This window comes from Paenibacillus sp. FSL R7-0128, from assembly GCF_038002245.1.
GTDB classification, from domain to species: Bacteria; Bacillota; Bacilli; order Paenibacillales; family Paenibacillaceae; genus Paenibacillus_AQ; species Paenibacillus_AQ silagei.
Map to the genome: position 1 here is coordinate 629443 of NZ_JBBOCD010000001.1, position 23338 is coordinate 652780.

The following is a 23338-nucleotide window of genomic DNA, read 5'->3' on the forward strand; positions in this document are numbered from 1 at the left end:
TTCAGTTTTCAGGAATCAATTTCCTGAAGCATTTACGCTGTAAATGCCCGTTTGGTGGCGATAGCGGAGGGGTTCCACACGTACCCATCCCGAACACGACCGTTAAGCCCTCCAGCGCCGATGGTACTTGGACCGAAGGGTCCTGGGAGAGTAGGACGTTGCCAAGCACACAAGACCACTGTTGAGAAATCAATAGTGGTCTTTTTGTATTTTCGGGGAAGCTTTGTGGACAGGTTGTGAGTAGATTCCAGGTCTTCTTACAAGTGGCGCATAGTTATACACATGTGGATAGATTTAGTTTTTTTGATACTTCTCCCCAAATGATGTGGATATCCGGTACAATAATGTGGATAGGTACCGGAAATTGGGGATAGACAGGTGAAGGAGCCGAAAGTTATGGACAAGCGTAGCAGCTTTTTGTGGACAGAGCAGTTCAGGGTTCAGGCAAGTGACACGGATTACCGGTCAAGGGGCAAGCTCTCCTTCCTGCTGGATATTATGCAGCGTGCTGCGGATTCGGCTGTAAGCAGCCTGGGGCTAAGTATGGAGAGTATGCTCAAGGCGGGCATGGGCTGGATGGTCATCACCCTGGATCTGAATCTGCAGCGTCTGCCATCCCCGGGTGAGCTTCTTGAGGTACATACCTGGAGTAAAGGAAACAAAGGACCGCTCTGGCAGCGGGATTACCGGATCTATGACGCCCAAGGTGTAGAGCTTGCTTCGGCGCGCTCGATCTGGGCCCTTGTGGATATCGGGAAGCGGAAGATTTTGCGTCCGTCAGCCTTGCCTATTGTTGTTGAGCCGTATTTAGAAGATTCCGTAGGGAGTCTGCCGGATAAAGTAATCCTTCCACCCGAACTTCTCTTGCAGGAGACTTACCGTTATCAGGTAAGATATAGCGGGCTGGATAACAACAAACATCTTAACAACGCGCGATATGCAGATTTATGTTGTGATGCCCTGGCGCTGGAGGAGTGGGAGGAGTTAGAGCTTACGGGGCTTCATATCACCTATGCCCAGGAAGCCAAATATGCTGAGGAGATTAGTGTTATGCGATCTTCTCTAACTGAAGAAGGTATATATGTGCGCGGGCAAGGCGGGGAGCGGATCTTTTTTGAAGCTTGCCTGAAGCTTGGAAGAAAGGTTGATGTCTGAGAGAGACTTACATAGCGTTAAATCTAGACAGTTGCTCGAATTTCAGGGGAACTGTCTTTTGTCATATTTGCTATTTCCTTATATGTCACAAATACACAATTGGCATTCGTTATACAGGTGTAAAAGGAAAGTGGAGGTGATTCCTTTGGAGCAAGGCAACCCCGGGGGCCCAATGAATCCAAATAAGATTGAAGAAGCCATTCATCAGGTACACGCAGGAGACAGGCAAGCGTTCTCAACAATAATTAAGGAGTATGAAAGAAAGATTTACACGTATTGCTACTATCTCCTAAGGAGCCGTGAAGAAGCGGAGGATGCTGTGCAGGATATATTCGTTAAGGTGTATCAGCAGCTTGGGCGTTATGAACGGCGGGTTTCTTTTTCGGCCTGGCTATATAAGGTGGCTTATCATCATTGCCTGGACCAGCTTCGCAGGCGTAAGCGCCGCAGCCGGTTACTGTCCCTTTATAAGCTGCAACTGATGACGAATCAACAAGCGTTGCCGGAGGAGTCGCCGGTAGACCGGATTTTTGAAAATCTCACTTCGGAAGAGCGGGGGCTATTAATCCTTCGTGTCATTGAACAATACAGCTTCGAAGAGATCTCAATGATTACTGGAAGCAGTTCGGCGGCGCTGCGCAAAAAATATGAACGGCTCCGTAAAAAACTGATTCAGCAAAAAGCGGATGAAAAGGGAGGGTGTGCTCATGGAGAAGTGGCAGAATCAAACTGAGAAGCAAATGCTGGAACGTATTCGCAGCAGCGTCGGAAGAGTAGAGCTTCCTGTAGATAGCTATAATGAGCAGATTATGAACCGGATCGAACATTTGGAGACCAGAGGAGGAAGCAAATTGCTTAAGAAGACGTTGGCAGCCGCAAGCATAGCCGCCCTGATAGGATTAGGTACGATAACTGCAGGATTCATCTCCCCGGCCTGGGCCGATACCTTGAGTCAGCTCCCCGTGTTCAGCAGTATATTCAAGCATACGGAGAACCCGGGACTGAAATTAGCGGCGGAACAGGGCCTGACTACTTCACCTAATATGAGCGTTACCAAGGATGGAGTGACTTTAAGTGTTACGGAGGTATTTTATGACGGAATCCAGTTGGCCATCGGCTTCGAAAGAACCGGAGTAGCAGATGAGCGGGTGCTTGCGGAGATTACTGATTTTAAAACCCATGAATTCGATCAATCAACTAAAGGACTGCTGGGTCTGCCAGAGGTTACTCTGGCGACAGGAGAGCCTATCGGCTTCGGTTCTTCTATCACAGGTGACGTAAAAGGACAACCGAACACCCTCTTATTGGAGCTTAGAGAACTGCACAATGCTTCGGCTCTCGGAGACGAATTCAAGGTGAATATCCGCGTACCGGTTGCCCAGATCGCCGAGCCGTTTGAGTTCGAGGTAACAGCGAAGAAGCTTGCGGAGGGAATCATCAACCTTACCCCGGGCCAGGGAGCGAGCAAAGACTCCTTCCATTATAAAGTAAAGAGTCTGGACATCACGCCTGCTGCGATGAGGCTGGTCGTCACCAGCGAAGGAGAGGTGCCTGCATCGCCGGAGCAGACAGGGGAATATGGTCCAACGGCGGTATTCTATGAGCTTGTGGATGATGTCGGTAATGTGGCTACTTCTGGCCAGGGATATGCCATGATGAAGGCTGTTCAGCATCCTATTGTGGATAGCCTGTACAATATCTTCCCGCAAACCCCTAAGACGATTACGGTCAGACCGTATACCATGACTTTGGATAATGATCTGAAGCTCTTGTTGGATGACAATGGGAAACCGGTGAGAACTTATCATAAGGATCTTGAGAGCACTATAGTGATTCCATGAACCCGCGAACCGTGAAAACGGGAATGGGTAAGATAGGCTGAGCTTGTCCGCGTCTGCTGTGCAGATGCGGGCTTTTTGCTTATTAGAGTATCGTTAATGGAATGTAGACTTCACTTACCGAGTTCGGATGGTGGGGTCCCAGATGCTCCTTTCGGCTGGGGGATGATTCTAGTCTAGCTGAAGTGAAGGGAATTCGGCCTGATGATAATTGCGGACTTGTATGTCATGGTATAATAGGTTGTTGAAGACAGGGAGGGGTTTGGACGATGAAGGTATTAGTATTGGCAGAGAAGCCGTCGGTGGCCCGTGAGATTGCGCGGGTGCTGGGCTGTGGGAATAAACAGAAGAGTTATATGGAAGGTCCGAAATATGTGGTGACCTGGGCACTGGGGCATTTGGTTGGCCTTGCAGAGCCTGAGGACTATAACAATAAATATGCAACCTGGGCGCTGGAGGATCTGCCGATTCTTCCAGAGAAGGCCAAGCTGAAGGTGCTGCGCGAGACCAGCCAGCAATATAAGGCTGTGCAGCATTTAATGAAGCGGCAGGATATTGAGGAGCTGATCGTAGCAACGGATGCGGCGCGTGAGGGTGAACTGCTGGCCCGCTGGATTATGAATATGGCAGGCTGGAAAAAGCCGTTCCGGCGGCTGTGGATCTCTTCGCAGACGGATAAGGCCATTAAGGAGGGCTTCGCTTCGCTGCGGCCTGGACGGGATTTCGACCGGCTGTATGAATCTGCCCGCTGCCGTGCTGAGGCGGATTGGATGATCGGGCTGAATGTGACGCGGGCCTTAACCTGCAAGTTCGGCGCGCCGCTCTCTGCGGGGCGTGTGCAGACCCCTACCCTGGGAATGATTATGGACCGGGAGAATGAGATTATCGGCTTCCGTTCCCAGGAATATGACCTGCTGACTGGGGATTTCGGGAATTTCCAGGCGGGGTGGCGTGCTCAGGGCGGGGATGGCCGGATTTTTGACAGGGAGAAGACGGGGGGCCTCAAGGAGAAGCTCACGGGCCGCAGCGGACGGATCACAAAGGTGCAAAAAAGCGAGAAAAGCGAGCCGCATCCGCTGGCTTACGATCTGACTGAGCTGCAGCGGGATGCCAACCGTAAATACGGCTTCTCAGCGAAACAGACCTCAAGTGTGCTCCAAAAGCTGTATGAACAGCATAAGCTGGTCACCTATCCGCGTACAGACAGCCGTTATCTGACCGCTGATATGACGGGCACGCTAAAAGAAAGGCTCGACAGCGTGGCTGTCGGGCCGTATGCAGCCCTCGCCAGACCGCTGCTGCGGAAGCCGCTGCCGATTACGAAGCGGATTGTCGATGACAGCAAGGTCAGCGATCACCACGCGATTATTCCGACAGAGCAGACGGTGCTGCTCAATCTGCTGAGTGCGGAAGAGCGGAAGCTCTACGATCTGATCGTAAGGCGGTTCATCAGCCTGTTCTATTCTCCGGCCCGTTATGATGCCGTAGCTGTGACGGTAACCGTAGATGGTGAAAGCTTCTATGTGAAGGGAACTACCATCAAGGATGCAGGCTGGCGTGAGGTATACGGCGGAGATATGAGCTCGGATGACGACGAGGAGGATGCGGGGGATGAACCCGCAGCAGGCAGTGTGAAGCTGCCGGAGCTGCGGGAAGGTGACCCTGTGAAGCTTGCGCGCTGCATCATCAAGCCGGGACGGACACAGCCGCCGAAGCGTTATAATGAAGCCACGCTGCTGACGCAGATGGAGAAGCATGGGCTGGGGACACCGGCCACCCGTGCGGATATTATTGAGAAGCTGGTCAGCTCGGATACGATTGAACGGCAGGGCAATCTGCTGCATCCGACCGGCAAGGGCAAGCAGTTGATTGAGCTGGTCTCGGGACAGCTGCGTACACCGGAGCTGACGGCACGCTGGGAAGCGGAGCTGGAGAGAATTGCGCGCGGGCAGGGGCGCCCGGAGCCTTTTTTACAGGGTATCCGGAGTATGGCCCAGGAGCTGGTGTCTGGGGTGAAGAACAGCGGAGCGGAATACAAGCCGCATAATGTCTCTAACAGCCATTGTCCGGAGTGTGGAACAAGGATGTTAGAAAAGAAGACCAAACGCGGCAAGCTGCTGGTCTGTCCGAAGGAGGACTGCGGCTACACCCGGGCGGGCGAGAAGCAGCTGTCGAACCGCCGTTGCCCGCAGTGCCATAAGAAGATGGAGATGAAGGAAGGCAAGGCCGGGAAGTATGTGCAGTGCCTCGGCTGCGGAATTACAGAGACGATGGATAAGGACCACAAGCATATCAACAAACGCGAGCAGCAGAAGCTGGTGCAGCAGTACAGCAAGACGGAAAGTGCCGGCAACAATCTTGGGGACCTGCTGAAGGCTGCGATGGAAGCGAAACAGAAGGGCAAGTAGCCGCAGGAAGCCAAAGTAAGGCTGTCCAAGGGACGGCAGATATGCTTTACTGTAGAAGATTGATACGGGGTCAGGCGTTAGGGCTCCGGTAAATAGAGTGGGGCAGGTGGAGAAGTGGCGGCGGCTGAAGGTTTAGCGGGTGTGACGAAAGCGGCAGAGGCTCCGGGTACGAAGGGGAGCAGCCGGTTGTATTTTCTGGTGATCGTCTTTATGTTCTGGTTCTCTTCTTATATCTATGTTCCGGTGCTCTCGCCGTATGTGGAGCATCTGGGAGCTTCTTATGTCATGGTAGGAGCGGTGCTGGGGATCTACGGCCTGATGCAGATTCTGTTCCGGCTGCCGATAGGGATGGGTTCAGATGTGCTTAACCGGCGGAGGCCGTTCATTTATCTGGGGCTGATCGCAAGCGGAGCGAGCTGTCTGCTGTTCCTGGCAGGGGCACATCCGGGCTGGGCGCTGGCGGCGCGGGCGGTCTCCGGGATAGCGGCATCGGCGTGGGTAGTATATTCGGTGATGTTCGCGGGGTATTTTCCGAAAGAAGAGGCGGGCAGGGCTATGGGTATGCTCCAGTTCACCACGGTGATTGCCCAGTTAACCAGCATGATGATCAGCGGCTATATCGTAGACCACTTCGGCTGGAATACCCCGTTCATCATCGGTGGGATTGTGGCGGTGGCCGCGATGCTGCTGGTCGTCCGTCTTCCGGAGCAACAGCTGGAGAAGCGCACGGCGATTAAGCTCAAGGATCTGGCCGGTGTCGTGAAGGAGCCGCTGCTGGTAAAAGTATCACTGTTATCGGTGCTGGCCCATTGTGTGCTGTTCATTACAATGTTCGGCTACACGCCGAACCAGGCGCTCTATATTGGCGCAAGCAAGGGAAGTCTCGGCTGGCTGACGCTGGCTTTTATGCTGCCTCATGCGGTAGCGACCCTCTATGGTGCGCGGCTGTTCGGCCGGTGGCTGGGGGACCGGGGGACGCTGATGCTCGGTTTTGCCGGAAGTGCGGTGTTCACGTTGCTGATTCCCTCAATGCCAACGCTTGCCGCCTTATGTGCCACACAGATCGGAAACGGGTTCATGCAAGGCCTGATCTTCCCGCTGCTGCTGGGTAAATCCGTCTCCGGGGTAGCTCCGTTCAAGCGGGCGACAGCGATGGGGTTCTATCAGGCGGTGTATGCGATCGGCATGTCCGGCGGTCCTTTTGTAGCGGGATGGATGAGTGCGGCGTATGGTCTGCGCGGAGGCTTCTGGCTGGGCGCTATTGCAGCGGTGCTGGCGGCGGTGCTGTCCTGGTTCTGGATCAGGGAAGCCGGAGCCGCAGGCGGGCGGAGCAAGAAAGAGCGGCAGTTGCAGGGCCGGTGATGTGAGGTTATTGGTTTTTTGCCGGAAAGGGTAATATAATAGAGAGCAGATAGGATGCTAGGAGGAGGGGCCGGAGGGATGGTCAAGGTGGTATTGCTGTGGTTCGCGCTGATCAACATTATCGGGTATGTAGTGATGTCGGAAGACAAGAACAAGGCCCGGAAAAGACGGGATCGGGTGCCGGAGAAAACATTATTTCTGCTGGCGTTCATGGGCGGTGCGCTGGGTGTGCTGATTGCCATGTACCGCAAACGCCACAAGACAAGGCATACTTCCTTCAGACTCGGAATTCCGCTGCTGCTGCTGCTGAATATGGTGCTGTATGGATATTTTTTGAGGTAAGACCTTTGCAGGCTTGGTAATGATGTAAATAATAGAAAGAGGTGGCGTATATGTTATTCTCTAAAATTCTGCTTGCCTATGACGGTTCAAAGGCTTCGAATCAGGCTCTGGAACGGGCGATTGAGCTGGCTAAGGTAACTCCGGGGTCCTCCCTGTACGTCGTACACGCATTTGAATTCCCGCGGTTCTTCATCGGGGAAGCGCTCGCGCCTCTGCCGGCATCGGTGAACAAGGATTATTATGACCTCGCGGTCCAGACTACGGATGAAGTGAAAAGCCGGCTGGAAGCCGAAGGTCTGAATGCTACGGTAGAATTGCTGCAGGGATCGCCTGCGGAAATTATTCTGAATTATGCCAAGGAGCAGGGTGCAGATGTAATCGTCATCGGCAGCCGGGGGCTGGGCGGTATCCGGGAATTCGTTCTGGGCAGCGTCAGCCATAATGTGGTGCAAAGTGCGCGCATTCCGGTGCTGGTTGTTAAATAATAGGAACTTTAGTAGAGGAACGCTGAGGCGTTCCCCTTTTTTTAATACGAAGATGGGCGGATTAGCGGGAATAAGATTTTCATTTATACCCAAAAGCGAACAATTTGCAGTCATGATATGACAATGTTCGTGTTTAAGTTGACATGATGTGTAGGGCGTTGTTAAACTGAATCTATGAAGAGCTCGTATAAAACCGGGGATAAGGCCCGGAAGTTTCTACCCGGTAACCGTAAATTGCCGGACTACGAGGAAATAGGATAACTGGAACGACAGCAGATAGCCTCCCCGCAGCCCGGGGCGGTGTTCCTGCATTCTCCTGCCTGTAGAGACGGGGAGTATGCAGCTGCCGGGCGGTTATCACCTGATTCCTTAGTAGTCCGGGTCCACCCGCAGCAGAATGCGTCTGGAGTCCGGGCTATTTTTCACGGTTCATGCGGGAATTGGCAGGAAACGGGACACACTGAAATCAGAGAAATCTCTATAACGGAAATGGAAGGCTGGGTGAACGATGTCTGTGCAAGTAGGTGTCATTATGGGCAGCAAATCGGACTATGAAACGATGGAGCATACCTGTGCGGTGTTGGAGGAGCTAGGCATAGCTTATGAGAAAAAGGTTGTCTCCGCACACCGCACACCGGATCTGATGTTCCGTTATGCCGAGGAGGCGGCGGAGCGCGGCCTGCGGGTCATTATCGCCGGAGCGGGAGGCGCGGCGCATCTGCCGGGCATGGTGGCTGCTAAGACCACGCTGCCTGTTATCGGGGTTCCCGTACAGTCGAAGGCCTTGAACGGCATGGATTCGCTGCTGTCTATTGTGCAGATGCCTGCGGGCATCCCGGTAGCGACGGTAGCGATCGGACGCGCCGGAGCTATCAATGCGGGACTGCTGGCGGCGCAGATCATCGGCGCCTTCGAGCCGGAGGTAGCGCAGCGGGTGCAGCTGCGGCGCGAGGCGACTCAGCAAGAGGTGCTGGAAAGCAGCGAGAGTCTATGAGCCTGGAGGAGCTGAAGGCCGGACGGCTGGAGGGTGGCGCGGAGCGGGCTGAGGTTGAAGGCGAAGCGGGCGGTGCTGAGGTGGAACGGGTGGTAAAGGCTGCAGGCGAAGCTGAAGGTGCCGGGGCGGAGCGGGCCATGAAGGCTGAGGGCGAAGCGGGTGGTGCTAAGGCAGAGCGGGAAGAGACCGGGGCGCAGCCGCCACGGACGCTGCTGCCCGGCGCAACGATCGGCGTGCTCGGCGGCGGGCAGCTCGGGCGCATGATGGCGTTGTCCGGCAGCGCCATGGGCTACCGCTTCGTGGCGCTGGACCCGGCAATGGATGCGCCATGCGGGCAGGTGACGCCGCAGATCACTGCGGCGTATAACGACCGGGACGCCGCGCGCGAGCTGGCGCGGCGCTCCGACGTCATCACGTACGAGTTCGAGAACGTGGACGCGGGCGTAGCCGCGCTGCTGACGGAGGAATCGTACGTGCCGCAGGGCAGCGCGCTGCTGTATACGACGCAGCACCGGCTGCGCGAGAAGGCGGCAATCGAGGCGGCCGGCGTGCCCGTTGCCCCGTACCGCAAGGTCGGCAGCCTGGCGGAGCTGGAAGCGGCGGCTGCCGAGCTGGGCCTGCCCTGTGTGCTGAAGACAGCCACAGGAGGATATGACGGCAAGGGACAAGCCGTGATCCGCAGACCGGAAGAGCTGGCCGCAGCGTTCCGGCAAGTCGCGCCGGGTGCGCAAGCAGATGTACCGGAGCTGGTGCTGGAGAAATTCATCACCTTCAAATGTGAGATTTCGGTCATCGCCGCCCGGAGTGCCTCGGGGGAGGTTAAGAGCTTCCCGCCTGCCGAGAACATTCATGTGGATAATATCCTGCATCTCTCGATTGTCCCTGCGCGGGTGCCGGAGGAGATTCAGCGGCGGGCCTGCGAGCTGGCCGAGCGGATTGTCTCCGGCATGAAGGCGGTCGGGCTGCTGGCGGTTGAGATGTTCGTGACGGAGGATGGAGAGCTGTTCGTCAATGAGCTGGCACCGCGTCCGCATAACTCCGGCCATTATACGATGGATGCCTGCGTGACCTCGCAGTTCGAGCAGCATGTGCGGGCGATCTGCAATCTGCCCCTGGGCGATACGAAGCTGCTGACTCCTGTGGTGATGGTGAATGTACTCGGCCAACATCTGGACGGAGCCGTTCAGGCAGCCTGCCGTGCGAATGAAGAGGCAACCCGGCTTGGGATATCGCCCAAGCTTCATATATATGGCAAGACCGAGAGCAAAACCGGCCGTAAAATGGGCCATATCAACCTGCTCTGCAAGGATACCGGCGACGGATTGTCCTGGGTAGAGCAAACTAACCTTTGGAGGAACTGACAAGCTATGATTGAACGTTACAGCAGACCTGAGATGCGGGCCATTTGGACCGAAGAGAATAAATTCAACGCGTGGCTGGAGGTTGAGATTTGCGCCTGTGAGGCGTGGGCCGAGCTGGGAGTGATCCCGCATGAGGATGCCGCGAAGCTACGCAAGGATGCCAAATTCGACATCGCGCGGATTGATGAGATTGAACTGGAGACGCGCCATGATGTGATTGCTTTTACCCGTGCAGTATCCGAGAGTCTTGGCGCAGAGCGCAAATGGGTGCATTACGGACTAACCTCGACAGATGTGGTCGATACGGCGCTGGGTTACCTGCTGCGTCAGGCCAACGAGATTCTGGAGCAGGATATTATCCGGTTCATTGAGATTCTAAAAGACAAAGCCATCGCCTACAAGGATACCCCAATGATGGGCCGTACCCATGGCGTACATGCAGAGCCAACAACATTCGGCCTGAAGATGGCGCTGTGGTATGAGGAAATGAAGCGGAACCTGGAGCGCTTCCGTCATGCCGCTAGCGGCGTACAATTCGGCAAAATCTCCGGGGCGGTCGGCACCTATGCCAATATCGACCCGTTCGTGGAAGAATTCGTCTGCCGCAAGCTGGGCACCAGCCCGGCACCAATCTCCACCCAGACCCTACAGCGTGACCGTCATGCAGAGTATATGGCGGCGCTGGCACTGGTTGCCACTTCCCTCGACAAGTTCGCTACCGAGATCCGCGCTTTGCAGAAGAGTGAGATTCGCGAGGTAGAGGAGGCTTTTGCCAAGGGTCAAAAGGGTTCGTCCGCCATGCCGCATAAGCGTAATCCGATCGGCTGCGAGAATATCTCCGGCCTGTCGCGCGTCATCCGCGGCCATATGATGACAGCTTACGAGAACGTGCCGCTGTGGCACGAACGGGATATCTCGCATTCCTCCGTGGAACGGATTATCCTGCCGGATGCGACCATGCTGCTCAACTATATGCTGAACCGCTTCGGCAATATCGTGAAGAACCTGACCGTATTCCCTGAGAATATGAAGCGAAACATGAACCGTACCTTCGGCGTTCCGTTCTCCGGCCGTATTCTGACGAAGCTGATCGACAAGGGCTTCAGCCGCGAGCAGGCGTACGACACTGTGCAGCCGCGTGCGATGCAGGCCTGGGAGGAGCAGACCCAGTTCCGTGACATCGTGGAAGCAACCCCGGAGATCACGGCCGTGCTTAGCGCAGAAGAGATCGAGGATGCGTTCAATCCTTCCTGGCATCTGAAGCATGTGGACACCATCTTCCGCAAGCTGGAGCTCATTTAAATTTTTAAAAAAGGTAAGTCAGTGGTGAACTGATGAGCTGGAGAAGATAGGGGCGGAGCCATGGGGGAGGTTTGTTCCCGGGAAGCGCAGCAACAGGGGATAAGATTAGCTATTAGGGTCAAAGGAGGAACGGAGAGGAATTTTGGAACTGTAGAAGCGTTAGCGTTCGCCTTTATGGTCAGATTTCTACCACAGCCTGTGGTTAAATCAGAGAAATATGACCATAACAGCGATCGGAAGTCCAAAACTTCCCGCAGTGACCCTATTAACCCGAAGGTGTAGTCAATTCCTTGATGCGAAGCGCAGGAAACAAGCCTCCCAAAGCTTTTAGCCCAAATATAAGCAAGATCATTTGTTCAAGGGAGGAAAGGTCATGACATCATCGGCCGTATCCACTGCCGTGGAACTAATAAATGCGCCGCTGCTCTACAAAGGCAAGGTTCGTGAGCTGTACGATTTGGGTGATGAGGTGCTGATCGTTGTGACAGACCGGATCTCCGCATTCGATTACGTGCTGGACCCGGCGGTGCCGGACAAAGGCAACGTGCTCAACCGGCTCAGCGCCTTCTGGTTCGGAGAGACTAAGGAGCTGATCGAGAACCATGTGGTTCATATCGATGTGGACCGGCTCGGAGACATTGTGAAGGACCGTGAAGCGCTGAAGAACCGCATCATGGTCGTCCGCAAAGCCCAGCGGATTGATATCGAATGTGTCGTGCGCGGCTGCATTACAGGCGGCGGCTGGCGGCAGTATCAGGAGACCGGCAAGGTGAACGGAATCGAGCTTCCTAAGGGACTGCACAAGAATGCAGTGCTGGCCGAACCGATTTTCACACCGGCAGCCAAGAATGATGTCGGCCATGATGAGGATATCCCTTTTCAGCAGATGCAGGAGCTGATTGGTGCAGAGCTTGCACTTGAGCTGAAGGAGAAGAGCCTGAAGCTGTTCGCTTTTGCCAGAGAATATTGTAACGATCGCGGCATCATCCTGGCCGATTGCAAGTTCGAGTTCGGGCTGCTGGACGGCAAGGTGATTCTGATCGACGAGATTTTCACACCGGATGCTTCCCGCTTCTGGGCCAAGGACAAGTACGCACTGGATATTGAGATCGACAGCATGGATAAGGAGCCGGTTCGCACCTACCTGTCAGCCTCCTCCTGGGACAAAAACAGTAAGCCGGACCCGTTGCCGCCTGAGGTGGTCGAAGAGACGTCGGCCCGGTACCTGGATATCTATCACCGCCTCACTGGAAAGTCGTTGTAGAGTTACTTTAATTGCATTCTCTACAGTTATTTTGCCGGGAATATTGAGAATATAGTTGTACATTATGCAGTTAAGCAAGCTGCCATTAAGCCTAATTCAGTTCATTAAACTCTAGGAGGAACTACAAGCGTATGTTAAAAGCGACAGTCTACGTCACCATCAAGAAAAGCGTGCTCGATCCCCAAGGTGTAGCCGTGCAAGGGGCGCTGCATTCCGTAGGTTTTCAGGAAGTTGAAAGTCTGCGTATCGGCAAATATATGGAGCTGACCCTCGATACCGATAACCGCGCAGAAGCGGAAGGACGCCTGAAGGAAATGTGCGAGAAGCTGCTGGCCAACACGGTGATCGAGGATTACCGCTACGAATTGGAGGACTAAACGTCATGAAATTTGCGGTACTTGTCTTTCCAGGCTCCAATTGTGACATTGACTGCTACAAAGCAGTAGAAGACAGCCTCGGCGAACCAGTGGATTATGTATGGCATACAGCGACAGACCTGTCGGCGTATGACTGCATTCTCGTGCCTGGCGGCTTCTCTTATGGTGACTATCTGCGCTGCGGCGCAATTTCCCGGTTCGCTCCGGTAATGGCTGAAGTGGCTAAGGCGGCAGAGCAGGGCAAGTTCGTGCTTGGTATCTGCAACGGGTTCCAGATTCTGACCGAAGCAGGTCTTCTGCCGGGCGCGCTGCGCCGCAACATGTCGATGAAGTTCCGTTGTCATGACACGGTGCTTAAGGTCGTTAATAACACAACCCCGTTTACTATTGACTATGCGAAGGATGAAGAGATCGTCATTCCGATCGCGCATGGCGAAGGCAATTATTATTGTGATGAAGAGACGCTCGCAGAGCTGCACGCGAATAATCAGATCGTTTTTACCTACAGTGACAACCCGAACGGTTCGGTGGCCGATATTGCCGGAGTCAGTAATAGGGCGGGCAATGTAGTCGGCATGATGCCTCACCCGGAGCGTGCAGCGAATAGCCTGCTGGGCTCGGAAGACGGCAAACGGATGTTCACATCCATTCTCAAGACATGGAGGGATCGTTATGACGCAGCAAGTATCCGCTAAGGAGCCGACCGCAGAGCAGATCGCGGAGCAGAAAATCTACAGTCAGTTCGGTGTATCAGACAGCGAATATGAGCTCATTACCTCCTTCATGGGACGTAAACCCAACTATACAGAAATCGGTGTGTTCAGCGTCATGTGGTCTGAGCACTGTGCATATAAGAACTCCAAGCCGCTGCTGAGCCGCTTCCCGACAAGCGGGCCTAAGGTGCTGATGGGACCGGGCGAAGGCGCGGGCATCGTGGACATCGGAGATAACCAGGCCGTTGTGTTCAAAATCGAAAGCCACAACCATCCGTCGGCGGTAGAGCCTTATCAGGGCGCGGCGACTGGGGTGGGCGGGATTATCCGCGATATTTTCTCCATGGGCGCAAGACCAGTGGCGCTGCTGAACTCCCTGCGGTTCGGGAAGCTTGAGAGTGACCGGGTAAAATATCTGTTCGAGCATGTCGTGTCCGGGATCGCAGGCTACGGCAACTGTATTGGCATCCCGACCGTCGGCGGGGAGATCATGTTCGACAACAGCTATGACGGCAATCCGCTAGTGAACGCGATGTGTGTCGGACTAATCGATCATGACAAAATCCAGCGAGGCGTCGCCAAAGGGGTAGGTAATCCGGTGTTCTATGTAGGTCCGCCTACTGGCCGTGACGGCATTCATGGTGCGACCTTCGCCTCAGTGGAGCTGAGTGAAGAATCGGAAGCCAAGAAGACAGCAGTTCAGGTCGGCGATCCGTTCATGGAGAAGCTGGTCATGGAATCTTGCCTGGAGCTAATCGACAGCGGCATTGTCCTCGGTATTCAGGATATGGGCGCAGCCGGATTGACCTGCTCCAGCGCGGAAATGGCGAGCAAGGCGGGGAATGGTCTGGAGCTGTATCTGGATCAGGTGCCGCAGCGTGAAGACGGGATGACCCCGTATGAGATGATGCTCTCGGAATCCCAGGAGCGGATGCTGTTCGTGGTGGAGCCTAAGGATGAGGCCCAGGCCCAGGAAATCTTCGATCGCTGGGGCGTCATTTGCCGCAAGGTCGGCAAGGTGACCGATGATGGCCGCCTGAAGCTGTTCCATCACGGCGAAGTGGTCGGCGATATGCCGGTCAAGGCGTTGGTGGATGAATGTCCAATCTATAACAAACCGTCTGCGGTTCCTGCTTACTACGAGGAGAATGCAGCGATTGATACACTGCGTTATGAGGAAGTGACTGATCTGGGCGGCGCGCTGCGTACAGTATTGGGCTCACCTACTGTAGCCAGCAAGGCTTGGGTATACAACCAATACGATTACATGGTCCGCACCAGTACGGCTGTTCGTCCGGGTTCCGATGCGGCTGTAGTAACTATCCACGGTACACGTAAGGGGCTGGCGATGACTACGGACTGTAATGGCCGTTACGTCTATCTCGACCCAGAAGTGGGCGGACGCATTGCTGTTAGCGAAGCTGCCCGCAACATCGTCTGCTCCGGTGCCCAGCCGCTGGCGATAACGGACAACCTGAACTTCGGCAGCCCGGAGAAGCCGGAGATCTTCTGGCAGATGGAGCGTGCGGTAGACGGTATGGCGGAAGCCTGCCGGGTGCTGGATACGCCGGTCATCGGCGGGAATGTCAGCCTGTACAACGAGAATGCTTCGGGATCTATTTACCCGACACCGGTTGTCGGTATGGTAGGTCTCATTGAAGATACCGATCATATTACAACTCAGGCCTTCAAGCAGGAAGGCGATGCGATTCTGCTGCTGGGTGTTACGAAGGCAGAGCTTGGCGGCAGTGAATTCCAATATGCTGTTCACGGCTTGACCGAAGGCCGTCCTCCAGCACTTGATCTGGCAACTGAACGCAAGCTGCTGGATGCTGTGCTCGCTGCGATCCGCAGCGGTCTGGTCCGCTCGGCGCATGACTTGTCGGAAGGCGGCCTTGCCGGAGCACTTGCTGAGAGCTGCATCAGCGGAAGCATTGGAGCGAATATTGAGCTGTCTGCCGGCGGACTTCGCCAGGATGTAGTACTGTTCAGCGAGAGTCAGTCCCGTATCCTCCTGACTTCGGCACCTGATCGTGCAGAAGAGCTGAAGGCTGCAGTTGCCGTCTACGGCGTACCTGTTGAGATCATTGGAACCGTTGGCGGGGACCGCCTGCGTGTGGCGCTGGACGGCGCGGCTGCACTGGATGAAGCCGTTACTGAACTCAAGACCATTTGGGAGGATGCTATTCCATGTCTTATGAAATAAAGACCGGGAACAAGCAGGAAGCCCCTATCCTGTGGACCGGCGACTTTTACAACGAAGGAACGGGCTCGGGAGATATTTTTGACACATTAAAAGAGGAATGCGGCGTCTTCGGGGTCTTCGGACACCCGGAAGCCGCTTCCATGTCCTACTACGGCCTGCATGCTCTGCAGCATCGCGGGGAAGAGAGCGCGGGCATCTGCGTGGCGGATGGACGCGACTTCAACTATCACCGCGGCATGGGCCTGGTGAAGGAAGTCTTCGACAAAGACAAGATCGCATCGCTGGTGGGAGACATGTCCATCGGCCATGTGCGTTACTCCACCAGCGGAGACAGCCGGCTGACCAATGCGCAGCCGCTGGTCTTCAAATACCGTGACGGCGATCTGGCGATTGCCACGAACGGCAATATCGTTAACGAACCGCTGATCCGCAAGCAGCTGGAGCAGGGCGGCTCGATCTTCCAGACGACCAGTGATACCGAGGTGCTGGCGCATCTGATTGCGCGTTCGCAGAAGGATTTTGTCGAAGCGACGAAGGATGCCTTGTCGCAGCTGGTCGGCGGCTTCGCCTTCCTCTTGATGACCAATGACAAGCTGATTGTCGCATCAGACACCCACGGACTCCGTCCGCTTGTGATGGGCCGTCTGGGCGAAGCCTATGTCTTCGCTTCCGAGTCGTGTGCGCTTGAAGTAATCGGTGCCCAACTGGTGCGTGATATTGAACCTGGTGAACTGTTGGTGCTGGACCAGAACGGCTTCCGTGAAGAACGCTTCGCCGAGCCTAAACGCAAAGCGCTGTGCGCGATGGAGTACATCTACTTCGCCCGCCCGGACAGTGATCTGAACGGCTCCAACCTGCACTCCGCGCGCAAGCGCATGGGTAGCCGCATGGCGCTCGAAGCCTTCGTGGATGCGGATATTGTCACCGGCGTGCCGGATTCCAGTATCTCCGCCGCCATCGGCTATGCCGAGCAGACGGGCATCCCGTACGAGCTGGGGCTGATCAAGAACAAGTATACCGGCCGCACGTTCATACAGCCCAGCCAGGAGCTGCGTGAGCAGGGCGTGAAGATGAAGCTCAGCGCGGTACGCCGCGTCGTGGAAGGCCAGCGCGTAGTGATGATCGACGATTCCATCGTGCGCGGCACGACCTCGCGCCGGATCGTCAACCTGCTGCGCGAAGCCGGAGCCGTAGAGGTCCACGTGCGGATTACCTCGCCGCCGTTCAAGAATCCATGCTTCTATGGCATCGATACCCCGGACCGCCGCGAGCTGATCGCTTCTTACAAGACCATCGCCGAGATGTGCGAGGAGATCAACGCCGATTCCCTGGCGTTCCTCTCCCCTGACGGACTGATCCAGTCCATCGGCGGCTATAATAGTGACGACTACAAAGGCGGCCTCTGCCTGTCCTGCTTCGACAATGATTACCCGACGCAGGTGGATTTCGGCGGGGAAGAGAAGGACGGATGCAGCTGTTAACATCTGGTGCCCATCCCCCTAAATCCCCCTTGCGAAGGGGGACCCCGGAGGGCGCTGCCCTCCGGCCACCCGAAAGTTTGGCGGCCTGAGTCTGCTCTAAACTTGCTAAGTGGGCGTGGGTGCGGGTGCCCGCTTTGTCCCTGTGTGCTGCGCACGGCCGGGACACGCTTCACGGCGCTGCACCCCCGGCGGCCTGCGGTCCGCCGGGCCCTCTGGCTCCAGAATCTGTCCTGTTTGCTGCGCAAAATCGGAGGTTCTGTCGCCCTTGGGAACGCACGGCTTCGCCCCGTGCGAGGAAGTGCCCCAGAACCAGCCCTGTTTGCTGTCGCAAAATCGGAGGTTCTGTCGCCTTAAGGAACGCACGGCTTCGCTCCGTGCGGCAAGGCCTGCAGAACCCGTCCTGTTTGCTGCGCAAATCCGGAGGTTCTGTCGCCCTAGAGACCGCACGGCTTCGCCCCGTGCGGGCCTAGCTCCCGCCCCCGTCCTGTTTGCTATCGCAAAGTCGGGGGAGCGGTTGCCTAAGGAGGCGCTGGGCTTCGCCCACAACGCCGACCCCTTGCCGCTGTGCAAGGCGCAAAATTTCGGCTTGCGGTATGGGTTTGAAAACCCGGTGGTGGGAGTCATGGAGAGGAAATTTGGAACTGTAGGAGCGATAGCGTTCGCCTTTATATTTGGATTTCTACCGCGATCAGCGGTTCAAATCAAGGAAATCCAAATATAACAGCGGCCGGAAGTCCAAATGTTCCTCGGAATGACGAATATAACCACCAACCGAACCAAATCCCTGCCGCCCCGAACACGCGCTCTAAACTAACTTAAATGAGGTGTCCAAAAGTGTCAGAAGCGTACAAGAAAGCCGGAGTAGATATTGCGGCTGGCAATGAAGCAGTAGAACGCATGAAGAAGCATGTGAAGCGCACATACCGTCCGGAAGTGATGACGGAGCTGGGCGGCTTCGGCGCCCTGTTCGGCCTGAATAAGGACAAGTACGAAGAGCCGGTTCTCGTATCGGGAACAGACGGTGTGGGCACGAAGCTGAAGATCGCGTTCGCGGCTGACCGCCACGACACGATTGGTATCGATGCGGTCGCCATGTGCGTGAATGACATCGTGGTACAGGGCGCTGAGCCGCTGTTCTTCCTAGATTATCTGGCCTGCGATAAGGTCGTGCCGGAGAAGATTGAAGCCATTGTCTCCGGGATCGCCGAAGGCTGCCATCAGGCGGGCTGCGCGCTGATCGGCGGCGAGACCGCCGAGATGCCGGGCATGTATGCGGCAGGCGAGTATGATATCGCCGGATTCACCGTCGGTGTGGCCGATAAGGCGAAGCTGGTAACCGGAGCAGACATTGCTCCAGGAGACACAGTGATCGGACTGGCTTCGAGCGGGATTCACAGCAACGGCTTCTCGCTGGTGCGCAAGCTGCTGCTGGAGGAAGACGGTTACGGCTTAGATGAGGTTGTGCCGGAGCTGGGAGCGCCGCTGGCGGATGTTCTGCTGGCCCCAACCCGGATCTACGTGAAGCCGCTGCTCGCTCTGCTCGAACAGCTTCCGGTCAAGGGTATGGCCCATATTACCGGCGGCGGGTTCATCGAGAATATTCCGCGCGTATTGCCGGAGAATGTGAATGTAGAGATTAACTATGGCTCCTGGCCGATTCAGCCGGTCTTCAGCCTGATGCAGAGCAAGGGGCAGGTAAGCAACCGCGACATGTTCACAACGTTCAATATGGGCGTGGGGCTGGTGCTGGTCGTGGCGGAAGCGGACGGAGAGCGTGCGCTGGAGCTGCTTAAGGCGAGCGGGGAAGAGGCTTACCGGATCGGCACGGTTACTGAAGGAGAGCGCATCGTTACCTTTACGGGAGCTGAAGTCTGATGGAGTGGAGCCGAATCGCTGTCTTTGCCTCCGGAACAGGCAGCAATTTCGCTGCACTGGTCCAGGCACAGCGGGAGGGCAGGCTGGGCGGAGGCAGCATAGAGCTGCTGGTCTCGGACAAGCCGGAAGCGCCTGTAGCACAGCGGGCAGAGGAGGCAGGCATTCCTGCTCTGCTGCTGCGGCCGAAGGACTTCGCGGGCCGGGAGCAGTATGAGGCCGCGATTGTAGCTGAATTGCAGCGCCGGAACATCGGACTGGTGGTGCTGGCCGGCTACATGCGGCTGATCTCCCCTGTTCTGCTCGCACCGTATGCCGGACGGATCATCAACATTCATCCTTCGCTGCTGCCGGCGTTTGCCGGGAAGGACGCGATCGGGCAGGCGCTGGAGTATGGCGTGAAGCTGACGGGCGTGACCGTGCATTTTGTCGATGGAGGCATGGATACCGGACCGGTGATCGCCCAGCGCAGCGTGGAGGTCCAGTCTGGAGATACCGCTGAATCGCTGGCTGCACGCATCCATCAGGTGGAATACGCGCTGTATCCTGAGGTAGTGAGTGCTTTTGCCGCCGGAAAAGTAGAATTGAACGGAAGAATGACGACCATTGGCGATTAAGCGAAGTTGCTGCATAGCTGCCTGTACCGGCTGTTGAACTGAGTAATTCCGACATTTCTGGCAAACCCCGGCCGATTCTGATATTTCTCGGGAAATACTTCACAAGTGGCAGTAATTGACGGAAGATCTGGCGGCTTGGCCTGAAATTGCGAAAATACAGGTTTGCTGGCATAAGCACAAAAGGATATATGCAGGACAGAAACATCAGAAACAACCAGAACACCTGATTACCTGAATTACCACCCTATTCTACAAGATTCGTGTCTGTAATCATCCAGTGTTCATCCGGCAATCATCCACAGTTACAAGGTAATTCTATTTTTAAAGGTTATAGTATTCCCAACCCAATAAGCTAAGCTACAGTAACAGGTGGATTTTCTCCAACTAATCTGGCTGATAGGTGCGGTGAGCGGAGCGTAAGTGGAAAAAGTACAGCTAATCTGACCCCAATCGAGTGATTTAGCTTATCTGGCGTTATTTAAGTGTATTTTTTCCAACTACTGCCCCGCTACGTGCTTACCTGCCGAAATTAGATGACAAAAATCCAACTAAAACCTACACCCCAATAATCTAGCGTGAATCCAGAGGAGGACTATTCAAAGTGAGTATCAAGAGAGCGCTGGTCAGCGTATCGGACAAACAGGGCATCGTGGATTTTTGCCGCGAGTTGTCTGCATTAGGCGTAGAAATTATCTCCACAGGCGGCACCAGCACACTTTTGGCGAAGGAAGGCGTTCCGGTCATTGGCATCTCTGATGTTACCGGCTTCCCTGAGATCATGGATGGACGCGTCAAAACCCTACATCCAGCTGTACACAGCGGCCTCCTGGCCGTTCGTGACAACGAAGAGCATACCCGTCAGATGAATGAGCTTGGCCTTGATTACATCGACCTCGTCGTGGTGAATCTCTATCCGTTCGCGGAGACGATTGCCAAGCCAGATGTATCTTATGAAGAGGCTATCGAGAACATCGATATCGGCGGACCGACCATGCTGCGTTCTGCGGCGAAGAACCATGCGTTTGTCAGTGTGGTGGTGGATGCGGCCGACTACGCGAATGTGCTTGAAGAAGTACGCGCCGGTGGAGATACAACCCTTGCAACCCGCAAACGTCTTGCGGCCAAAGTCTTCCGCCATACGGCGGCTTACGATGCCCTGATTGCCGATTATCTGGCGAATGTCACCGGTGAACCGCTGCCGGAGCGCTACACGGTCACTTATGAGAAAATCCAGGATCTGCGCTACGGCGAGAACCCGCATCAGAAGGCTGCGTTCTACCGCAAGCCGCTGGCGGCGCAGGATACCCTGACGGCTGCTGAGCAGCTGCACGGCAAAGAGCTGTCCTACAACAATATCAATGACGCGAACGCAGCGCTCCAGATTGTCAAAGAATTCGAAGAGCCTGCGGTTGTAGCCGTGAAGCATATGAATCCTTGCGGTGTGGGCGTGGGCACAAGCGTCTATGAAGCGTATCAAAAAGCATACAATGCGGACCCTACCTCCATTTTCGGCGGAATTGTGGCAGCCAACCGGATTATTGATGCGGATACGGCTAATCTGCTGAAGGATATTTTCCTCGAAATCATCTTGGCCCCAGGCTTCACAGACGAAGCGCTGGAGATCCTGACGAAGAAAAAGAATATCCGCCTGCTTAAGCTGGGCAACCTCAGCACCGCTGCATCCCGCAAGAGCAGCTTTGTGGTCACCTCCGTTGAAGGGGGAATGGTGGTGCAGGAGAGCGATGTACACTCTGTGAATCCTGAGGAATTGCAAGTGGTAACCGACCGCAAGCCTACCGAAGAAGAGCTGAAGCAGCTGTTGTTCGGCTGGAAGGTTGTGAAGCATGTGAAGTCCAACGCCATCGTGCTGGCGGCTGACGATATGACAGTCGGTGTAGGTGCAGGACAGATGAACCGTGTCGGTGCGGCCAAGATTGCCATTGAACAAGCAGGCGAGAAAGCGAAGGGTGCTGTGCTGGCATCAGATGCCTTCTTCCCGATGGGCGATACACTGGAAATGGCTGCGAAGGCGGGAATTACGGCAGTTATTCAGCCGGGAGGCTCGATCAAGGACGAGGAATCGATTAAGGTTGCCAATGAATACGGCATTGCCATGGTCTTCACCGGCGTACGCCATTTCAAACACTAGCACGCTGGGAGGATCAGAGCCTTATGGATATTTTAGTAGTCGGCGGCGGCGGACGTGAGCATGCAATCATCTGGAGCTTGTCCCGCAGTCCCCGTGCCGGTAAAATCTACTGCGCCCCCGGCAATGCCGGGATTGCGCAGCTTGCGGAATGTGTGCCGATCGGCGTCTTCGAGTTCGATAAGCTGACCGCTTTTGCCAAGGAGAAGAAGGTAGGACTGGTGGTTATCGGACCGGATGATCCGCTCGCTGCAGGCATTGTGGACGCCTTCGAAGCCCAGGATATCCCTGTATTCGGCCCGCGGAAGAATGCCGCAGAGATTGAGGGCAGTAAGACCTTTATGAAGGATCTGCTGCATAAATACAGTATTCCGACAGCCGCTTACGAGAAATTCAGCGATTATGAGACAGCCTTGTCTTATCTGCGGAGCCAAGAACTGCCGATTGTCATCAAGGCGGACGGCCTGGCCGCAGGCAAAGGGGTAACCGTGGCGTATTCCCGTGAGGAAGCGGAGCAGGCCCTTCAGGAGATCATGGTCGACAAGGTTTTCGGGGAAGCAGGGGCGCAGGTCGTCATTGAAGAGTTCCTTGCCGGGCAGGAAATGTCGATTCTGGCGTTCGTGGATGGCGAAACGGTGCGGCCGATGGCTGCGGCCCAGGACCATAAGCCTGTATTCGACGGCGATAAAGGACCTAATACGGGAGGCATGGGGACGTATTCCCCGCTGCCGCATATCGATGAAGCGATCATCCGTGAAGCGGTCGAGACGATTATTGAGCCGACAGCCAGAGCGATGGTGGCTGAGGGCCGTCCCTTCAGCGGAGTGCTGTTCGCAGGACTGATGATCTCGCCGGACGGCAGACCGAAGACGATTGAGTTCAATGCCCGCTTTGGGGACCCGGAGACACAGGTGGTTCTTCCCCGGCTGCGAAGCGATCTGCTGGAGATCTTCCTGGCTGTGACCGAAGGCAGACTCGCCGATATTCCGATCGAGTGGAGCATTGAGGCGGCAGTCTGCGTGGTGCTGGCCTCGGAGGGATATCCCGGGCCTTACCCGAAGGGTGTGCCGATCAGCGGGCTGGAAGACAGCGGCTCTGCGCTGGTCTTCCATGCCGGAACCGCACGCAGCGGGGATGGCGGCTGGGTGACTACCGGCGGCCGCGTGCTTGGGGTGGTAGGCCTGGGGGCAACCATTGCCGAAGCACGTACATCGGCCTATGCACGTGCGGAGAATATTACGTTTGCGGGCAAACAGAACCGCAGTGATATCGCAATGAAGGCACTGGTCTGAGAAAAAAGTCCCAAAAAAAGGACTGACAAGTTGTAGGAGAAGTGCTATAATACAACTCGTACGGGGGAAAATGTGCGGATATATACAGATAAAGGGTCTTTCCTTTCTAAGGAAAGGCCTTTT

At 55.5% G+C, this 23338-nt stretch carries 19 protein-coding genes, 1 rRNA gene and 1 riboswitch; all 20 genes read left to right on the plus strand.

Annotated elements, in window-relative coordinates:
- Nucleotides 1-50 precede the first annotated feature (50 nt).
- The 20 genes from rrf to purD all read left to right on the plus strand — a co-directional run bounded on the left by rrf (nt 51) and on the right by purD (nt 23215).
- A 5S ribosomal RNA gene (gene rrf / locus NST26_RS02625) occupies nt 51-167 on the plus strand.
- Nucleotides 168-396: 229 nt separating this feature from the next.
- A complete protein-coding gene (locus NST26_RS02630; protein WP_340978423.1) occupies nt 397-1155 on the plus strand; it encodes an acyl-[acyl-carrier-protein] thioesterase in 759 nt (252 codons plus the stop codon).
- A 172-nt stretch (nt 1156-1327) separates the two neighbouring features.
- The gene (locus tag NST26_RS02635) at nt 1328-1888 is read left to right on the plus strand and encodes an RNA polymerase sigma factor (protein ID WP_036731006.1); all 561 of its coding nucleotides are present in this window, start codon (nt 1328-1330) and stop codon (nt 1886-1888) included.
- Nucleotides 1863-2996, plus strand: a complete 1134-nt coding sequence (locus NST26_RS02640) for a DUF4179 domain-containing protein (RefSeq protein ID WP_340978424.1) — start codon at nt 1863-1865, stop codon at nt 2994-2996. Before NST26_RS02635 ends, NST26_RS02640 begins: the two co-directional genes overlap by 26 nt.
- A gap of 266 nt (nt 2997-3262) precedes the next feature.
- The gene (locus NST26_RS02645; protein ID WP_340978426.1) at nt 3263-5401 is read left to right on the plus strand and encodes a DNA topoisomerase III; all 2139 of its coding nucleotides are present in this window, start codon (nt 3263-3265) and stop codon (nt 5399-5401) included.
- A 141-nt stretch (nt 5402-5542) separates the two neighbouring features.
- Nucleotides 5543-6763: an MFS transporter gene (locus tag NST26_RS02650; protein ID WP_340956253.1), complete on the plus strand. Its 1221-nt coding sequence runs from the start codon at nt 5543-5545 to the stop codon at nt 6761-6763.
- 78 nt (nt 6764-6841) lie between these two features.
- Entirely contained in the window at nt 6842-7105 is a 264-nt protein-coding gene (locus tag NST26_RS02655; protein ID WP_036693313.1) for a DUF1294 domain-containing protein, read from the plus strand.
- Between the two features lie 50 nt (nt 7106-7155).
- Nucleotides 7156-7590: a universal stress protein gene (locus NST26_RS02660; protein ID WP_036730952.1), complete on the plus strand. Its 435-nt coding sequence runs from the start codon at nt 7156-7158 to the stop codon at nt 7588-7590.
- A 163-nt stretch (nt 7591-7753) separates the two neighbouring features.
- Nucleotides 7754-7855, plus strand: a riboswitch (purine riboswitch).
- 243 nt (nt 7856-8098) lie between these two features.
- A complete protein-coding gene (purE, locus tag NST26_RS02665) occupies nt 8099-8584 on the plus strand; it encodes a 5-(carboxyamino)imidazole ribonucleotide mutase (protein WP_339253433.1) in 486 nt (161 codons plus the stop codon).
- 137 nt (nt 8585-8721) lie between these two features.
- On the plus strand, nt 8722-9945 hold the full coding sequence (gene purK, locus NST26_RS02670; protein WP_445323358.1) for a 5-(carboxyamino)imidazole ribonucleotide synthase: 1224 nt from the start codon (nt 8722-8724) through the stop codon (nt 9943-9945).
- A 6-nt stretch (nt 9946-9951) separates the two neighbouring features.
- On the plus strand, nt 9952-11247 hold the full coding sequence (gene purB, locus NST26_RS02675) for an adenylosuccinate lyase (RefSeq protein WP_339253437.1): 1296 nt from the start codon (nt 9952-9954) through the stop codon (nt 11245-11247).
- A 373-nt stretch (nt 11248-11620) separates the two neighbouring features.
- Nucleotides 11621-12511 carry a phosphoribosylaminoimidazolesuccinocarboxamide synthase gene (locus NST26_RS02680; RefSeq protein WP_340956246.1) on the plus strand — a complete coding sequence of 297 codons (891 nt, stop codon included), beginning with the start codon at nt 11621-11623 and terminating at the stop codon, nt 12509-12511.
- 131 nt (nt 12512-12642) lie between these two features.
- On the plus strand, nt 12643-12888 hold the full coding sequence (purS, locus tag NST26_RS02685) for a phosphoribosylformylglycinamidine synthase subunit PurS (protein ID WP_019913657.1): 246 nt from the start codon (nt 12643-12645) through the stop codon (nt 12886-12888).
- Between the two features lie 5 nt (nt 12889-12893).
- On the plus strand, nt 12894-13583 hold the full coding sequence (gene purQ / locus NST26_RS02690; protein WP_036730944.1) for a phosphoribosylformylglycinamidine synthase subunit PurQ: 690 nt from the start codon (nt 12894-12896) through the stop codon (nt 13581-13583).
- Nucleotides 13561-15807, plus strand: a complete 2247-nt coding sequence (gene purL, locus NST26_RS02695) for a phosphoribosylformylglycinamidine synthase subunit PurL (protein ID WP_340978428.1) — start codon at nt 13561-13563, stop codon at nt 15805-15807. The genes purQ and purL overlap by 23 nt, the downstream gene beginning before the upstream one ends.
- Complete coding sequence (gene purF / locus NST26_RS02700) at nt 15792-17288, plus strand: amidophosphoribosyltransferase (RefSeq protein WP_209875520.1); 1497 nt, start codon at nt 15792-15794, stop codon at nt 17286-17288. The genes purL and purF overlap by 16 nt, the downstream gene beginning before the upstream one ends.
- Before the next feature lie 834 nt (nt 17289-18122).
- Complete coding sequence (gene purM, locus NST26_RS02705; RefSeq protein ID WP_036730936.1) at nt 18123-19163, plus strand: phosphoribosylformylglycinamidine cyclo-ligase; 1041 nt, start codon at nt 18123-18125, stop codon at nt 19161-19163.
- Nucleotides 19163-19777 (plus strand): phosphoribosylglycinamide formyltransferase, encoded by a 615-nt coding sequence (purN, locus tag NST26_RS02710; protein ID WP_036730933.1) that lies wholly within the window; start codon nt 19163-19165, stop codon nt 19775-19777. Before purM ends, purN begins: the two co-directional genes overlap by 1 nt.
- A 601-nt stretch (nt 19778-20378) precedes the next feature.
- Entirely contained in the window at nt 20379-21926 is a 1548-nt protein-coding gene (gene purH, locus NST26_RS02715) for a bifunctional phosphoribosylaminoimidazolecarboxamide formyltransferase/IMP cyclohydrolase (protein ID WP_036730931.1), read from the plus strand.
- Nucleotides 21927-21949: 23 nt separating this feature from the next.
- Entirely contained in the window at nt 21950-23215 is a 1266-nt protein-coding gene (gene purD / locus NST26_RS02720) for a phosphoribosylamine--glycine ligase (RefSeq protein ID WP_209875514.1), read from the plus strand.
- The last annotated feature ends 123 nt before the right edge of the window (nt 23216-23338 follow it).

Bases quoted from the DNA above. Each gene is read 5' to 3' on its own strand.
- NST26_RS02630 (WP_340978423.1), top strand. From the start codon at position 397: ATGGACAAGCGTAGCAGCTTTTTGTGGACAGAGCAGTTCAGGGTTCAG.
- NST26_RS02635 (WP_036731006.1), top strand. From the start codon at position 1,328: ATGAATCCAAATAAGATTGAAGAAGCCATTCATCAGGTACACGCAGGA.
- NST26_RS02640 (WP_340978424.1), top strand. From the start codon at position 1,863: ATGGAGAAGTGGCAGAATCAAACTGAGAAGCAAATGCTGGAACGTATT.
- NST26_RS02645 (WP_340978426.1), top strand. From the start codon at position 3,263: ATGAAGGTATTAGTATTGGCAGAGAAGCCGTCGGTGGCCCGTGAGATT.
- NST26_RS02655 (WP_036693313.1), top strand. From the start codon at position 6,842: ATGGTCAAGGTGGTATTGCTGTGGTTCGCGCTGATCAACATTATCGGG.
- NST26_RS02660 (WP_036730952.1), top strand. From the start codon at position 7,156: ATGTTATTCTCTAAAATTCTGCTTGCCTATGACGGTTCAAAGGCTTCG.
- purE (WP_339253433.1), top strand. From the start codon at position 8,099: ATGTCTGTGCAAGTAGGTGTCATTATGGGCAGCAAATCGGACTATGAA.
- purK (WP_445323358.1), top strand. From the start codon at position 8,722: ATGAAGGCTGAGGGCGAAGCGGGTGGTGCTAAGGCAGAGCGGGAAGAG.
- purB (WP_339253437.1), top strand. From the start codon at position 9,952: ATGATTGAACGTTACAGCAGACCTGAGATGCGGGCCATTTGGACCGAA.
- NST26_RS02680 (WP_340956246.1), top strand. From the start codon at position 11,621: ATGACATCATCGGCCGTATCCACTGCCGTGGAACTAATAAATGCGCCG.
- purS (WP_019913657.1), top strand. From the start codon at position 12,643: ATGTTAAAAGCGACAGTCTACGTCACCATCAAGAAAAGCGTGCTCGAT.
- purQ (WP_036730944.1), top strand. From the start codon at position 12,894: ATGAAATTTGCGGTACTTGTCTTTCCAGGCTCCAATTGTGACATTGAC.
- purL (WP_340978428.1), top strand. From the start codon at position 13,561: ATGACGCAGCAAGTATCCGCTAAGGAGCCGACCGCAGAGCAGATCGCG.
- purF (WP_209875520.1), top strand. From the start codon at position 15,792: ATGTCTTATGAAATAAAGACCGGGAACAAGCAGGAAGCCCCTATCCTG.
- purN (WP_036730933.1), top strand. From the start codon at position 19,163: ATGGAGTGGAGCCGAATCGCTGTCTTTGCCTCCGGAACAGGCAGCAAT.
- purD (WP_209875514.1), top strand. From the start codon at position 21,950: ATGGATATTTTAGTAGTCGGCGGCGGCGGACGTGAGCATGCAATCATC.